Here is a 12,315-nt window from a genome sequence, read left to right on the forward strand (position 1 = left end):
CGGTTCAATTCGCCTGCACGACAACCGGGCGCGCGATGACAACAGGGCGGTTCCAGCCCCACATCATCGCATCGTTGTTGTAGCGGAAGGCGCGCGACTCGGCGCGGCGGTCAAGCTCGATGCGCTGCAGGCAGGTGGCAAATGCGTCGGTTCCTCGACGGAAGCCGTAGGAGGCGCAAGTATTGCCATCGGCGGCACGCCGCTCTTCCGGGGTCATCGTCTGGCAGGCCGCAAGCAAAAGCCCGACGGCGCAAAGGGTCAGCAGTTTGGTCTTCATTATATTCATGCCTCCTGAGCGGATGCAGATCGGCTCGGCGAAAAACCGTCTTTGATTGTGCCCCAACCGCATCCTTGTCAGGAGGTCGGACACACCAAGTCGCTCAGCTCTTTACCGCCGCCTGCAGAACAGAGCTCTGCCGCATGGCGGGCTGTCGTGTCCACCCTGATTTTTTCGGGTATTGCCATGAAGACCAGCAGGGCGGTTCGTGCGATCGCCGGCCGAGGCGTCGGCGCAACGCTAGGCCAAACGCCGGAGTTCAGGCGTGCGCGCCCCACAAGGATCTTGCATTCACGATTCAATCGCATGGAAACATGATGAGCCTGTCGGCGGCCAGCCGTCAATCCGTTTCCGTACACCTCGATGTTTACATTCGCTCGAGCACGCCGACAAAGGATTCGGCAAAGCTTTTCAGGTCCTGGGTGCTTTCGCCGGGATGCTCAAGCCGGATCGTCGAGCCTTCTTCCTCAAGGCAGACGAACAGGATCGGCGAGGTATCGCCCTCAGTCTCGCCGAGGCGCAGGACGGCGATGCTCAGGCAGTCCTCGATCAGGCCGGAAGCCGGCAAGGCAAAGAGAAACTCGCCGCCGACATTGTCGGCGACCGTCCGAATGAAAGCGGTGAAATCATCCTTGCTGCCGGAGAAACCGTCGAGGGAAAGCTCAAGCTCCAGCAACGCCATCGGTATGCCGGCGTCAGCCGGTGAGGGCGGTGCGGCGTGGGTGGCAGTTGCCACGGCTGCTTGCGATGCGACCATGATGTCTCTCCGTCCTGCCGTGCTGGATCACTTCCCAGACGTCGGCCATTGCCTCCGGTTGACTGTTCCCTGCGGCCTTTGCCGCCGTGCGGGCATATTCGTAATGTCTGATAGGTGGTTAACGAGAATGGCGATTTTGCGGCAATGCTCCTGACGCGCCCACCCCATGCCTCCTTCTCGATTCTATTGCCTGTTTTCACGGCCCCGGCCATGGTCTAAGAATGCGGATCTGTTTCGATGCAGGGGATTGATTCCGTTACATGATGGTCCGGTACGAGCGCCCCTATTCCCATGCCGCCCATTGGGCGCGCCGCTTTGCCCGCATCGCCTTTGCGATCTTCGCCCTGTCCCTGGCTGCGCATCGGTTCGGCCCGTTGACGACACCGCACTTCCTCGGCCTGGTCGGCCTTTCCGGTGCTTTCGCCCTACTTGGCGTCCTGCTTGCCATCGTCGGGCTCGCGCGGCTTTGGCAGGTCGCCGCGATCGGCGGGCTCGCCTCGGCTTCGGCGCTTGTCTATGCCGCGCCGCCCCTCGGTTTTATCGGCTTCGGTGCCGCGCAATACCTGACCCGTCCAGCGATCTATGATGTCAGCACCGATACGGTGACGCCGCCACCCTGGCTGAAAGTACCGCAGACGGAGGAAAGCTGGTTGAAGCGTAAGCCGACCGTCACTCTCGAAGATCGTGAAGCGCAGATCGTCGCCTATCCCGGCCTGACCGGACGACGTTACGACGGCGCACTCGACCGTGTTTTCCAGGGCGTGCGCAACGTCGTCGAGAAAACGCGCGTCGGGATTACGCAGGAACTCGGCGTCGAAAATACCCGCGCCGATCTCGAGGATCTGGCGGTCCGGCCGAATGCCGGGGCGGACGCCACTGCCGAACCGGAGAATGTACCCGTGCCGGAATCGCGGCCGGAAATCGCGCTCGAAGGCGCCATTCCGGGACGGCGTTCCAGCGATGTCGTGCTTCAGGGTGAATGGCGTACTCTGATCGCCGGTTTTCGTTTTGACGTGCTGATCCGCCTGCGCGAAGAAGCGGAAACGACCTTCGTCGACCTGCGTGTTGCCTCCCGCTACGGCCAGCACGACCTCGGCATCGGCGCCGCCTTCGCAGACCAGTTCCTGCGCGCTCTCGATGCCGAGCTGCTCGGCATTGCCGGCGACTGATCAGGACAAGACCGGCCCGAACGCCTCAGCCGTGCATGAGGGCGCCGAGATCGTCGGACTTGGGAAGCATTTCCCTCATGATCGGCGCTGTCGGCTGGTCCGCTGGCTTGAGCCAGCCGCGATAACGTACGATCAACCCGGTCATTGGACTTTCGACCTCCACATGGAAGTGAAACAGGCCGTCGCGATCCTCCTCGAAGGTCCGCCCGCACGGTGCAAGAAGTGCGGGAAGCGGGAGGCCGAGGAAGGACCAGCCTCGAACCCCCAGGTGCAGGCGGTTTTCTTCGGGCTCCAGGGCGCAGAGGATGCGAAATGGCCCGAAATGCTCGGCGAGCAATCGTTCCTCGCGGCCTTCCACTGGCCGCTGTGAGCTGCGCAGAACCTTGTCGCCGAAGCGCCGGGTCCACACCTCGCGACCATCGGCGCATGCGAAGCGGATCTCCACTGGGACATCCTCCCCGGCCGCGGGAAAACCGGCGATAGAGGCTGCGAGACGGGCAAATGGCCCCCGGCCGCGTTCGACGACCGCACGTCCCCTGAATGTGGCGTTTCCCTCCGACATCTCGTGCAAGCAGCGGATCGCTGAGGGCAGGCGATCCCAATCCTTGCCGAGAATCTGTCGGTAGAGGCTTTGCCGATGAACCAGACGTTCCGCCGCTTTGCTCTTCATGCGATGAAGCGCCCGCGCTCTTCCGCTGATGGTACCATGCAGGTCTGGCGGCGCCCGGCGATCCGGTAACGGTTTCTCGCAACGAGATCGTAAAGCGGATCGCGAAGGGCGGCAGGCAGGATACGGCAGATGTTTACCAGCGACCACGGCAGGCCAAGACCTGCAAGCGTGCGGATCGATCCGTCGGACTTGAAGCGCGCGATGCCGTTCTCGATCAGGATGTTGCTCTCATAGTTGCGGTCATCAAGGCCGTAATGCCGATAGAGCGCCCGGCCGAGCGGCGACTGCGCCGTCAGGTAGCGATAGCGCGCCTGCCGGTCGTGGCGTAGCATGAAGCGCACCCAGCCCGAGCAGAAGATGCATTCGCCGTCAAAGACGATCACCGGGCGATCGTCGGGAAAGTCCGGCACCGACGCATCGTTGCGGTAGCCATGGGGTTGCTGTCGCATGGTCAGCCGGCACCTCCGGGCGCCAGCCGGTAGTCGCCAAACAGGGAAGGCGGCCCGTCGGTCTCGACACGCCCCTGTTCGACCAGGTCTTCGAGGTGCGCCAGCACGGAAAGGGCGGCCGCGCCATGCAGTCGGACGTCGGTCGTGGCGTAGATCACCTTGACCATGTCGGGGATCTTGCCGTCGCCTGCACGCACGCGCTCAAGCACCGCACGTTCGCGCATCCGGCGGTGGGCGCGCAGCCCCCTGAGGAATGAGGCCGGTTCGACGACGGGGCCACCGTGCCCGGGCAGATAGAGCCGGTCGTCGCGCCCAAGCAGCTTTTCCAGCGAGGCCATGTAGTCCGCCATGGCGCCATCCGGCGGCGCGACGATCGTCGTCGCCCAGGCCATGACGTGATCGGCGGAAAAGACAGTGCCGGTGCCCTCGAGCGCAAAGGCCATGTGGTTGGCGGTGTGGCCGGGGGTGGCGAGCCCTGTCAGTACCCAGCCGTCGCCTTCGATCCGCCCGCCATCGGCAAGGACGATGTCGGGCGAAAAGTCCATGTCGGAACTTTCGGCGAAGGGGTTGATCTCGCCTTCATGCAAGGGGCGGGCGGCCCGGTGCGGCCCTTCGCCGACGATCGTTGCGCCCGTCGCCGCCTTGAGCCGCTGTCCCAGCGGCGAGTGATCGCGATGGGTGTGGCTGACGGCAATGTGGGTCACTTCCCGGCCCGCAAGCGCCGTCATCAGCGCCTGGAAATGCGCTTCGTCGTCCGGGCCGGGGTCGATCACCGCCACCGAGCGTCCGCCGACGATATAGCTGTTGGTGCCGTGGAAGGTGAAGGGGCCGGGATTGTTGACGGTGATGCGCTGCACCCCGTCGGCAACGGTCACGGCCTCGCCATGAGCCGGCTTGAAGTCGAGATCGAAGTCGGGGCCTTGCATGCGTCTTTTCCTGGCCTTCACTTGTATTCGATCTCGATGAAGGACATCGACTCGCTACCGGCATTGACGACATTGTGCGCCATGCCGGCCTCGCGCCGGTAGGCAGCACCCTTGGCGATATCCACCCGGCGGCTACCGCCTTCTTCTTCCAGTAGGAACTGGCAATCGGTCATCGGCACGACGACATAGCCGAGGCCATGGACATGGTGGCCGGTATCGGCGCCGGGCTCGAAGTCCCACCTTGTAATGCGCACCACCGCGTCGTCGACAAGAATGCTGGGCACGGCAGGGGGGCGGGCGCGAAACTGGCTCATAGAGGTCTCCATTCGCGCCGGAGAATAGGAGGGGACGATGGCGAAGGGAAGGGCGCTTCGGCACCAGATGCCGGCCTTTCGCCGAAGGCGAGAAGGATGCGCGTGAACAAAGCCGAACAAAACCGCGCAAACCGCAAACTTAATCATTGTGACGCGGCACGACCTTTGATAATCAGGCGCTCGATTTGGCGAGTTTATATTTCGTCAACTCCGTTGGGGCGTCGCCAAGCGGTAAGGCACCGGTTTTTGGTACCGGCATTCCCAGGTTCGAATCCTGGCGCCCCAGCCATATTTTTCCTTCAGGCAGTGCTCAGCGTTCTTTCGTGTCCCGATTGCCATGTCCGGCATGGGGCCGGTCGCTGTTGGTGCCCTGGCCCATGCCGGAAACAAGCATGATCGTTTCAGAGTCGTCAGGCCGCGCTGTGCGGATCGTTCGCCTTCATCGGCGCGCGGCGACAGTCACTCGCTCCGTCCGCTCTGCGCCGCCGAAACAGAAAACCCGCCAATGGATGTTGGCGGGTTTCGAATGTCTGTCGTCTGACGCGCTCGGCAATCAGCTCGCCGGCGTTGCCGGCTTTTCCTGCTTGGCGCCGCCGAGGAATTCCTCGCACCAGCTTGGGCCGTCGGCGCGCTTGTGGTCGCCGAGGAGGCGGATTGAGCGGATGACGTAGTCGGAAGAGACTGTCAGCTGCACCGAGCAGCTCAGATACTCCGTGCGGGCTGAGGCAATCCGTTTGCCGCGCTTGCCGTCCTTGCCGGTTTCATACTGGGCCGGGACCTTGCGGGTCTTGTAGCCGCCCTTCCAGTTGTAGACGGTGGAGCTGCCGCTTTCGACGTCGGAGAGCGGAGGGCCATACTGGGCAAAGAAGGCGCCGGCCGGCTGACCGAGCCAGCGGGATTCGACCGCGTTTCTCGAAATCCCCGTCGTCGTCGTGGTGCAGCCTGCGAGCGCAAGCGCGAGGCCTGCCACCGTCATCATGCGGAAGTTCATGTTTTCGTCCCTTTGGCTCTCGTTCGGAAATAGGCATGGCGCGCAGGCCTCAATCCCCTGAGTTTGCGCGCTTTCCGCTGAGCCTCTAGCGCCAAAAGCCTGCAAAGAAAATCCGCTGTCTGCATTCTATTTCAGGAAAATGCGAAGCGTTGCAGAAAGGCCCTACCTGGCCCCACAGCCTCACGGCAACGTGAACGGTTGGAGCCGATTCACGCCTCTTCGCCCGCCGCCATGAACATGGGAAAGGTTGCGACACAGCGATTCGAACAACTCGTCTTGAAAGCGCTGGAAAGCGCTGGCGCGCAATGCCTTTGGTGCGGCGTTCGCGCTGTCTTCGTGCTGATGCGCGGGCGCGATTTGCTCCGATGCGTCCGGCGAGGGGGCTCTGCTGCTCGGCCTATTCACCGATCAGCTTGCAGCCGATCTTGGTAGCGCTCCCGGCGATCGCCTTCAGCGGGCCGTCGTAGACATCGCAGTCGAGCAGGTTGTCCGGGCCGCTGCGACGGGCGGAGTAGACGTTGATGTTGACGAGGGGCTCGCCGTCCTTGACCCAGTGCAGCCGTGTTTCGATATCGCCCTTGCCGGGAATAGCCACCATGGCCGGTTCGCCGTCACGTTCGGTCCTGTCTTCACCGAGATCGATCATGCCGATCTGATCGGCGTGCTCTTCGGCGCCCGGCGCCGGCTCGCCTGAATAATAGGCCGCAATCACGATCCCTTCCTTGAGCGCCTGGAGCTTGCTCGCGGCGGCTTGTGAAAAGGACAGATCCACTTCGAAGCCCCAAGGGGCCGCAATATCGGCACCTGCCGTGCCGGGCACCAGGCCGGCAACGACGATCGCGGCAAGCGAAACAGAACGGATCGGCGGCATTGACGTACTCCTTGGCGATGGCGGGCAAGCACCTGAAGCCGGCGTATTAGACAAGCAACACAGACAGTCCCCGTCAAGGGGCGTCTCGATCGGCAGCGATCATCGTCCGTTCTGGCCGATATTTGGTTTGCCGGCGGTGTCGAACAGGAGGCGGATCGCTGTTCGCGTCTCGGTTTTCCACTGGTCCTGCTCTTTATTGTCGTGACCGTGAATGTTTTTCGCAATAGGCGCTTGTGCAATCCAAATGCCTGTTCTATAGAGGCGCCGCTGGTCACGGAGTGTAGCGCAGTCTGGTAGCGCACCACGTTCGGGACGTGGGGGTCGCAAGTTCGAATCTTGCCACTCCGACCAGCTAAATCAATCCCTTAATTCCCCATTTGCCCGGATCGCATTTCGATGCGGGGCAATTGCGTGCCTTTTCAAGGCACGTAAGCCGCTGCCTTGCAAAAGGCTGGTCTGGCACGCGGAGAAGCTGCTCAAAATCCTGCTCAGGCCGCCGATCCGCCTTCTCACTCGACATTCTCTCCAGGCCGTGATGGAGTAGGGCGCGCACTTGTCGATATCGATGCCTGGAACGAACGCGGCTATACCGCCCGGATCACCGACCTCTTGCAGAGCCGCTCATTCGAATTCTTGGATCAGGATGTCTTGAATGTGGCTGCCGATGGCGACTTCGTGCAGCTTGCCGACCAATGGAATGCGCGAAAGGGATGGGACGACTATTCCAATGCCTCCATCGTGCATTTCACGCACGCCAAGCCAAACACGCAAGAATGCCTGCACCCGGAAAAGGCGACCTTCTTGGAGTACAGAAGACATACGCCCTGGCGGAAAGACCAGGCTTCAGACAAGGCGCGACAGGCGCATTCGGACACTGATGCTTTCAGTCAGGAAAAAGTGGCAGCGATTCTGGGCCGCTTCCGGGTTCGGCGCGCCCAGCCGCGTCGATTAGGCGAGCCAGTCTGACAAGTGCCGGCAGGACTGCTGCCAGCAATATCTCGGCCAGATCGCTCAGCCCTGCTTTTCCAGAGCCCTGAGGACGGACTGGCCGATTGCCTGCGCCTGCAGCATCGAGGAAAAGTTGCCCTGCGCCGGGTGGGTGACGCCGCGATACTTTACGACAAAGCACCATTTGCCATTCGGGCGCTTTTCGATAGTCACGGCCGTTTCCGGTTTTTTGTCCGCGGTCATCTTCGTCTCCTTGCGATCCTGCGCGTCGTCGCGCCAGACCTGCCTGATATCCGCATGTCGCGGCTGATGTCCAGTTGCGTCTCGTTTGTGTCGGCTGTCTGGTCGTTATCGACACAATTTTGCGACCTTCGGCGGATCTTTTTGGAAACGTGTCGAAGCACCCGGCCTGACGACAAGCGCGTCATGCGTTCACAGGAATGCACGAGGGACACTCGAACACTTTGATTCCGGAAGATCTTATCCGCCTTCAGTGATTCCATTTGCAAACAGGATGCTCTGGACAGCCGTCATCGCGCCAAGGAGCAGAGTTTTGAAGGCAGTCGCATCGACCAGCGTTCAGCATCCGCTGATCAGGAATCCTGTCGCGAATGACCGGAGAGGGCTCGCAAGGGCCCTGTTTGTCGTGCGATCAAAGTCTGGAAGGAGCTGTGGTCAGGCGGACTGTCCCACGACGTTTGGAAACGGTGAAACAGCCCTATCGGTCATCATGATCGACGCGCCAACTTACAAATGCATCGGCATATTTAAACCCTCAAATTTTATGGCCGCAGCTCAAGGTGAAGCAATTGCAAGCGGTGTGCTGTTTCGGCACAGGTCGGTGCGGCAGACGGGTTGAGTGCGGTCATCCGAGTGATGCCATCTCGCGGAACGGCGGGAGCCCGCGATGAAGCATGCTTCAGGCGCGGAGGCCCGGAACCGCATGCGCGCCTTGTGATCGCGCCAATTGCTGTTCAATTGGAAACGGCTTGTTCACCCGGTGCTGTCTTATCGGAGTGAACAACAAAGGCGATATTGCCTTCAGCAATCGTTCTCTCCGTGAGGCTCAGATGTTGAAGGAACCGATATTCACATTCCGCGAGATCGCCATATGGTCCGCCATTCTCGGTAGCGTGGTCGGGTACCAGCTTTGGCAGCACGCCGATCCCGCACCGCTGACGATGGTGCTTCCGAGCATCGAGCAGCGGTCGTGATTGCCGCATCATTCCTAAATCGAAATCGATTAAGGGAAGAAAACATGCGGCAATTTTAAAGGGTTACAGCGCTTGTCGGTATTACTCCTCCGGCATGCCGTTGCGCCGAGCGGCCTGAAGCAACTCGATCTCGCCGGCCGTCGGGCCGAACTGGCCCTGAAGCCTTCGTGTTTCCTCCGCGTCGAGCCGGTACTTCCGCGCGAAGGCCTCGATCGTCACGGCCCGCCCAAGAAAGCCACGGCGCGGCGCGTCCTCTCGTTCATGGTCCAGCATCATGGCTGTTCCTCCTTCCCGGTCCATGGAAAGTAGGGCAGCAGTCAATTTCGGAAAGATGCGTTGGCGCAATTCAGCGAGGCGTCGTGCAGATCGGTCGAAAAGAAAAGGGCCCTCGTGGGCCCTCTTCTGGTCGTGGGTGACTGCAGGTCAGCCGTCGATCGTGTCGATGATCTCACTCGCCTTGCCTGCGCTGACGCGGCGAACTTCAGCATCTTCACGCCGAGCCGCAAACAGTTCGGTTGCCATCAACTGGTCGGCAAGATCGGCCGGCAGCGACAGGATCACGCGTGCGTCTTCCGTATGGATGCCGCCAAGCGCTGAGCGTTTGGCCGTGATCATGCCGCCGGCCACCGTGTTGTTGGTGTCCGGGTCGATCAGGATGAAGGCGCCAGTCGTCCGGTTCTGCTCGTAAGGGTCGAAGATCGCCTGTTCGTCGAAGGCCAGGTGAACCTTGCCGATGGCGTTCATCGGCAGCTGCTCGGCCGGTTCCCACTTGCCGGTCTTCAGATCCAGCTGGCTTGCTGGCTGCACCTGGACACGTTGGCGGCGGCTGCCGCTTTTCAGCCAGTAGCGCTTGCCCGGCTGGATGCCGTCCGCCTGCAGCGCAACGATCTGGGCGTCGAAGGCAAGGCCCGTCAGCGGCTGGCTGTCGATGGCGACGATCATATCGCCACGCGAGACATCGACCTGGCGGTCGAGCACCAGCGTGATGGCGTCGCCCGCCACCGCCGCATTGCGCACGAGATCGAAGGTGACGATCTTGGTGACATTGGCGACCATGCCGGAGGGCAGGATGACGACGCTGTCACCCGGCTTCACCGAGCCGCCGGCAACCGTTCCCTGATAGCCGCGGAAGCTCTCGCCTGGACGGGATACACGCTGCACCGGCAGGCGGAAGCCGACCGTCTGGGACGAGCGTGTCGTCGCCAGTTCAAGCACTTCGACCAGTGTGGGGCCGTCGTACCAGGGCATGGAGGCGCGGCCGTCGTAAACGACGTTCTCGCCCTTCAGCGCCGAAAGCGGAATTGCCGTGACCTGACGCACGCCAAGCGACAGCGCCAGCTCACGAAACTCGTGGCTGATCTGGTCGAACCGGGCACGATCGTAGTCCGTCAGGTCGATCTTGTTGACGGCCAGGACGAACTGCTTGATGCCCATCAGCGTCGCGATGGTCGCGTGGCGCCGGGTCTGCTCGAGCAGGCCGACACGGGCATCGACCAACAGCACTGCGAGGTCGGCCGTCGAGGCGCCGGTTGCCATGTTGCGGGTGTACTGCTCGTGGCCGGGCGTGTCGGCGACGATGAACGAGCGCCGGTCGGTTGAGAAGTAACGATAGGCGACATCGATGGTGATGCCCTGTTCGCGCTCGGCCTGAAGACCGTCGAGCAGCAGTGCGAAGTCCGGCAGGCCAAGGTCGTTCTGCTTGCCGCTGGAATCACGTCGCAGTGTTGCCGCCTGGTCTTCCTTGACCGCCTTGGTATCCCAGAGCAGTCGGCCGATCAGCGTCGACTTTCCGTCGTCGACCGATCCGCAGGTGATGAGGCGAAGGGGACGACTGTCGCGCGTGGCGCGCGCCGTTTCGGAGGCCGGAAACGCCAGAACCTGGCCGGCTGCGTCTTCCTGAACGGCATTCGCGGTTGCTGGTGCGGTCATCAGAAATATCCTTCGCGTTTTTTCTTTTCCATCGAGCCGGATTGGTCACGGTCAATGGCGCGGCCCTGGCGTTCGGATACGGTCGCGGTTTCAAGTTCGGAGATGATGTCGTCGAGTGATGTCGCTTCGGAGCGGATGGCGCCGGTCAGCGGGAAGCAGCCGAGCGTGCGGAAGCGGATCACTTCTTCGCGCCTGGTTTCATCCGGCAAAAGCTCGAGACGCGGGTCTTCGGCAAGGATCATCATGCCGTCGCGTTCGACGACCGGGCGTTTCTTGGCGAAATAAAGCGGCACGATCGGAATGTCTTCGGCCTGGATGTAGCGCCAGATGTCGACCTCGGTCCAGTTCGACAGCGGGAAGGCGCGCACGCTCTCGCCCTTGCGCACCATGCCGTTGTAGACGTTCCAGAGCTCGGGGCGCTGGTTGCGCGGATCCCAGCGGTGGTCGGGGGTGCGGAACGAGTAGATGCGTTCCTTGGCGCGTGAGGCTTCTTCGTCGCGCCGGGCGCCGCCGAATGCCGCATCGTACTGGCCGGCGTCGAGCGCCTGGCGCAGGGCCTCGGTCTTCATGATGTCGGTATAGAGCGCCGAACCGTGGCTGAACGGCGTGACGTTTTCCGCAGCACCGCGCGGATTGACGTGCTCGATCAGGTCGAGGTCGTAGCGCTTCACGATCTCGTTGCGAAACGCGATCATCTCTGCAAACTTCCAGCCGGTGTTGACGTGCAGCAGCGGGAAGGGGACGCGACCGGGATAGAAGGCCTTGCGCGCCAGGTGCAGCAGCACCGAGGAATCCTTGCCGATCGAGTAGAGCATGACAGGGCGATCGAACTCGGCGGCCACTTCACGGAAGATGTGGATCGCTTCGTTTTCCAGCGCCTTCAGATGCGGATCAAGCGGCGGCTTGGTGCTCTGCGGGTTATGCAGTTCCGTTTCCGGATGGGTAAGGGGCATTTCAGTCTCCGGGAGGATCTTGTCTTTTGAGGAGCGCGCCTGCCCTCAGGCGGCGCTGCTCGTGTTCGGGATGGTTGAGGTGGTTGCCTCGGGGACGTGGAGACCGCATTCGCGCTTCTCGTCGTTCTCCCACCACCAGCGGCCGGCCCGTTCGGGCTCGCCCGGCTTGATGGCGCGGGTACAGGGCTCGCAGCCGATCGAGGGATAGCCTCGGGCATGCAGCGGGTTCACGGGAACGCCATTCGCGGTAACGTAGGTACGGATGGTTTCGATGTCCCAGTCGGCGAGCGGATTGATCTTGATGAGGCCGCGCTCTGCATCTGCTTCGGCAAAGGGCGTCGTTGCCCGGTTGCCGGACTGGCCGCGGCGAAGTCCTGTCACCCAGTAGCTGGCGCCCTCGAGTGCGCGCGCAAGGGGTTTAAGCTTGCGGACGTCGCAACAGGCATGCCTGGCTTCGACGCTGTCGTAAAAGCCGTTGGCGCCGTACTGCGCGGCATAGGCGTCGACATCGGCGCTCTCCGGGTGAAAACGCTTGATCAGGATACCGTAGGTCTCTTCCGTCTTGTCGATCAGCGCCACGGTTTCGTTGAAAAGGCGGCCCGTCTGCAGCGTTGCGACGTCGATCGAGAGATCGTTCTTGCCGATGACGGCGGTAATCACCTGATCCTCGATACCGAGCGACGTGGTAAAGACGGCGCGACCTTCAAGCTCGGCGACGAACGCGAGACGTTCCGCGAGGTCCAGGCCTTCAAGCGCTTCGTTCAAAGCTTTTGCGGTGGCATCGAGGGGTGACGTGGTCATGGCTGCGTCCTGTTCCAACTATTCAGGAATATCGCAGCCGCACGTG

General features: G+C 62.1%; 16 protein-coding genes and 2 tRNA genes. 5 read left to right on the plus strand and 13 right to left on the minus strand.

The window, feature by feature from the left end:
• Positions 1 to 4: 4 nt before the first annotated feature.
• Both LPJGGPFB_RS06565 and LPJGGPFB_RS06570 read right to left on the minus strand, forming a co-directional pair.
• The gene (locus LPJGGPFB_RS06565; protein WP_173419256.1) at positions 5 to 286 is read right to left on the minus strand and encodes a hypothetical protein; all 282 of its coding nucleotides are present in this window, start codon (positions 284 to 286) and stop codon (positions 5 to 7) included.
• A gap of 358 nt (positions 287 to 644) precedes the next feature.
• Positions 645 to 1,034 (minus strand): hypothetical protein, encoded by a 390-nt coding sequence (locus LPJGGPFB_RS06570; protein WP_173419257.1) that lies wholly within the window; start codon positions 1,032 to 1,034, stop codon positions 645 to 647.
• Between the two features lie 260 nt (positions 1,035 to 1,294).
• Between LPJGGPFB_RS06570 and LPJGGPFB_RS06575 the strand changes: the two genes are divergently transcribed.
• Positions 1,295 to 2,203 (plus strand): DUF1499 domain-containing protein, encoded by a 909-nt coding sequence (locus LPJGGPFB_RS06575; RefSeq protein ID WP_173419258.1) that lies wholly within the window; start codon positions 1,295 to 1,297, stop codon positions 2,201 to 2,203.
• Positions 2,204 to 2,228: 25 nt separating this feature from the next.
• Here LPJGGPFB_RS06575 and LPJGGPFB_RS06580 read toward each other — a convergent pair whose 3' ends face one another.
• From LPJGGPFB_RS06580 to LPJGGPFB_RS06595, 4 genes are read right to left on the minus strand one after another with little or no spacing between them, the layout of a single operon-like run.
• Positions 2,229 to 2,873 carry a DUF4166 domain-containing protein gene (locus tag LPJGGPFB_RS06580; protein ID WP_173419259.1) on the minus strand — a complete coding sequence of 215 codons (645 nt, stop codon included), beginning with the start codon at positions 2,871 to 2,873 and terminating at the stop codon, positions 2,229 to 2,231.
• Positions 2,870 to 3,322, minus strand: coding sequence for a thiol-disulfide oxidoreductase DCC family protein (locus LPJGGPFB_RS06585; protein WP_173419260.1), 453 nt, complete (start codon positions 3,320 to 3,322; stop codon positions 2,870 to 2,872). The genes LPJGGPFB_RS06580 and LPJGGPFB_RS06585 overlap by 4 nt, the downstream gene beginning before the upstream one ends.
• Before the next feature lie 2 nt (positions 3,323 to 3,324).
• Positions 3,325 to 4,248, minus strand: coding sequence for an MBL fold metallo-hydrolase (locus LPJGGPFB_RS06590; protein ID WP_173419261.1), 924 nt, complete (start codon positions 4,246 to 4,248; stop codon positions 3,325 to 3,327).
• Between the two features lie 17 nt (positions 4,249 to 4,265).
• Complete coding sequence (locus LPJGGPFB_RS06595; protein ID WP_173419262.1) at positions 4,266 to 4,562, minus strand: cupin domain-containing protein; 297 nt, start codon at positions 4,560 to 4,562, stop codon at positions 4,266 to 4,268.
• Between the two features lie 214 nt (positions 4,563 to 4,776).
• On the opposite strand from LPJGGPFB_RS06595, the gene LPJGGPFB_RS06600 reads away from it, so the two are divergent.
• Positions 4,777 to 4,851, plus strand: a tRNA-Gln gene (locus LPJGGPFB_RS06600).
• A 264-nt stretch (positions 4,852 to 5,115) separates the two neighbouring features.
• Here LPJGGPFB_RS06600 and LPJGGPFB_RS06605 read toward each other — a convergent pair.
• Both LPJGGPFB_RS06605 and LPJGGPFB_RS06610 read right to left on the minus strand, forming a co-directional pair.
• Positions 5,116 to 5,553, minus strand: a complete 438-nt coding sequence (locus tag LPJGGPFB_RS06605) for a hypothetical protein (RefSeq protein WP_173419263.1) — start codon at positions 5,551 to 5,553, stop codon at positions 5,116 to 5,118.
• A 397-nt stretch (positions 5,554 to 5,950) separates the two neighbouring features.
• On the minus strand, positions 5,951 to 6,424 hold the full coding sequence (locus LPJGGPFB_RS06610; protein ID WP_173419264.1) for a hypothetical protein: 474 nt from the start codon (positions 6,422 to 6,424) through the stop codon (positions 5,951 to 5,953).
• A gap of 274 nt (positions 6,425 to 6,698) precedes the next feature.
• Here LPJGGPFB_RS06610 and LPJGGPFB_RS06615 point away from each other — a divergent pair.
• Together LPJGGPFB_RS06615 and LPJGGPFB_RS06620 are read left to right on the plus strand one after the other, a co-directional pair.
• Positions 6,699 to 6,775, plus strand: a tRNA-Pro gene (locus LPJGGPFB_RS06615).
• Positions 6,776 to 6,865: 90 nt separating this feature from the next.
• Positions 6,866 to 7,390, plus strand: coding sequence for a glycosyltransferase family protein (locus LPJGGPFB_RS06620; protein ID WP_173419265.1), 525 nt, complete (start codon positions 6,866 to 6,868; stop codon positions 7,388 to 7,390).
• A gap of 45 nt (positions 7,391 to 7,435) precedes the next feature.
• On the opposite strand, the gene LPJGGPFB_RS06625 is transcribed toward LPJGGPFB_RS06620, so the two are convergent.
• Positions 7,436 to 7,615, minus strand: coding sequence for a hypothetical protein (locus tag LPJGGPFB_RS06625; protein ID WP_173419266.1), 180 nt, complete (start codon positions 7,613 to 7,615; stop codon positions 7,436 to 7,438).
• 827 nt (positions 7,616 to 8,442) lie between these two features.
• On the opposite strand from LPJGGPFB_RS06625, the gene LPJGGPFB_RS06630 reads away from it, so the two are divergent.
• Complete coding sequence (locus tag LPJGGPFB_RS06630; RefSeq protein WP_173419267.1) at positions 8,443 to 8,586, plus strand: hypothetical protein; 144 nt, start codon at positions 8,443 to 8,445, stop codon at positions 8,584 to 8,586.
• An 81-nt stretch (positions 8,587 to 8,667) separates the two neighbouring features.
• Here LPJGGPFB_RS06630 and LPJGGPFB_RS06635 read toward each other — a convergent pair whose 3' ends face one another.
• The 4 genes from LPJGGPFB_RS06635 to LPJGGPFB_RS06650 all read right to left on the minus strand — a co-directional run bounded on the left by LPJGGPFB_RS06635 (position 8,668) and on the right by LPJGGPFB_RS06650 (position 12,269).
• Positions 8,668 to 8,862: a hypothetical protein gene (locus LPJGGPFB_RS06635; RefSeq protein WP_173419268.1), complete on the minus strand. Its 195-nt coding sequence runs from the start codon at positions 8,860 to 8,862 to the stop codon at positions 8,668 to 8,670.
• Between the two features lie 147 nt (positions 8,863 to 9,009).
• Positions 9,010 to 10,515 carry a sulfate adenylyltransferase subunit CysN gene (gene cysN / locus LPJGGPFB_RS06640; RefSeq protein WP_173419269.1) on the minus strand — a complete coding sequence of 502 codons (1,506 nt, stop codon included), beginning with the start codon at positions 10,513 to 10,515 and terminating at the stop codon, positions 9,010 to 9,012.
• Positions 10,515 to 11,468 (minus strand): sulfate adenylyltransferase subunit CysD, encoded by a 954-nt coding sequence (gene cysD, locus LPJGGPFB_RS06645; RefSeq protein ID WP_173419270.1) that lies wholly within the window; start codon positions 11,466 to 11,468, stop codon positions 10,515 to 10,517. The genes cysN and cysD overlap by 1 nt, the downstream gene beginning before the upstream one ends.
• Before the next feature lie 45 nt (positions 11,469 to 11,513).
• Positions 11,514 to 12,269 carry a phosphoadenylyl-sulfate reductase gene (locus LPJGGPFB_RS06650; RefSeq protein WP_173419271.1) on the minus strand — a complete coding sequence of 252 codons (756 nt, stop codon included), beginning with the start codon at positions 12,267 to 12,269 and terminating at the stop codon, positions 11,514 to 11,516.
• Between the last annotated feature and the right edge of the window lie 46 nt (positions 12,270 to 12,315).

The sequence above is a fragment of the Ensifer adhaerens genome, from assembly GCF_013283195.1.
Taxonomy (GTDB): Bacteria; Pseudomonadota; Alphaproteobacteria; order Rhizobiales; family Rhizobiaceae; genus Ensifer; species Ensifer adhaerens_G.

Excerpts from the sequence above, each read along its gene's own strand:
- LPJGGPFB_RS06565 (WP_173419256.1), bottom strand. The coding sequence starts at position 286 with ATGAATATAATGAAGACCAAACTGCTGACCCTTTGCGCCGTCGGGCTT.
- LPJGGPFB_RS06570 (WP_173419257.1), bottom strand. The coding sequence starts at position 1,034 with ATGGTCGCATCGCAAGCAGCCGTGGCAACTGCCACCCACGCCGCACCG.
- LPJGGPFB_RS06575 (WP_173419258.1), top strand. The coding sequence starts at position 1,295 with ATGATGGTCCGGTACGAGCGCCCCTATTCCCATGCCGCCCATTGGGCG.
- LPJGGPFB_RS06580 (WP_173419259.1), bottom strand. The coding sequence starts at position 2,873 with ATGAAGAGCAAAGCGGCGGAACGTCTGGTTCATCGGCAAAGCCTCTAC.
- LPJGGPFB_RS06585 (WP_173419260.1), bottom strand. The coding sequence starts at position 3,322 with ATGCGACAGCAACCCCATGGCTACCGCAACGATGCGTCGGTGCCGGAC.
- LPJGGPFB_RS06590 (WP_173419261.1), bottom strand. The coding sequence starts at position 4,248 with ATGCAAGGCCCCGACTTCGATCTCGACTTCAAGCCGGCTCATGGCGAG.
- LPJGGPFB_RS06595 (WP_173419262.1), bottom strand. The coding sequence starts at position 4,562 with ATGAGCCAGTTTCGCGCCCGCCCCCCTGCCGTGCCCAGCATTCTTGTC.
- LPJGGPFB_RS06605 (WP_173419263.1), bottom strand. The coding sequence starts at position 5,553 with ATGAACTTCCGCATGATGACGGTGGCAGGCCTCGCGCTTGCGCTCGCA.
- LPJGGPFB_RS06610 (WP_173419264.1), bottom strand. The coding sequence starts at position 6,424 with ATGCCGCCGATCCGTTCTGTTTCGCTTGCCGCGATCGTCGTTGCCGGC.
- LPJGGPFB_RS06625 (WP_173419266.1), bottom strand. The coding sequence starts at position 7,615 with ATGACCGCGGACAAAAAACCGGAAACGGCCGTGACTATCGAAAAGCGC.
- LPJGGPFB_RS06630 (WP_173419267.1), top strand. The coding sequence starts at position 8,443 with ATGTTGAAGGAACCGATATTCACATTCCGCGAGATCGCCATATGGTCC.
- LPJGGPFB_RS06635 (WP_173419268.1), bottom strand. The coding sequence starts at position 8,862 with ATGATGCTGGACCATGAACGAGAGGACGCGCCGCGCCGTGGCTTTCTT.
- cysN (WP_173419269.1), bottom strand. The coding sequence starts at position 10,515 with ATGACCGCACCAGCAACCGCGAATGCCGTTCAGGAAGACGCAGCCGGC.
- cysD (WP_173419270.1), bottom strand. The coding sequence starts at position 11,468 with ATGCCCCTTACCCATCCGGAAACGGAACTGCATAACCCGCAGAGCACC.
- LPJGGPFB_RS06650 (WP_173419271.1), bottom strand. The coding sequence starts at position 12,269 with ATGACCACGTCACCCCTCGATGCCACCGCAAAAGCTTTGAACGAAGCG.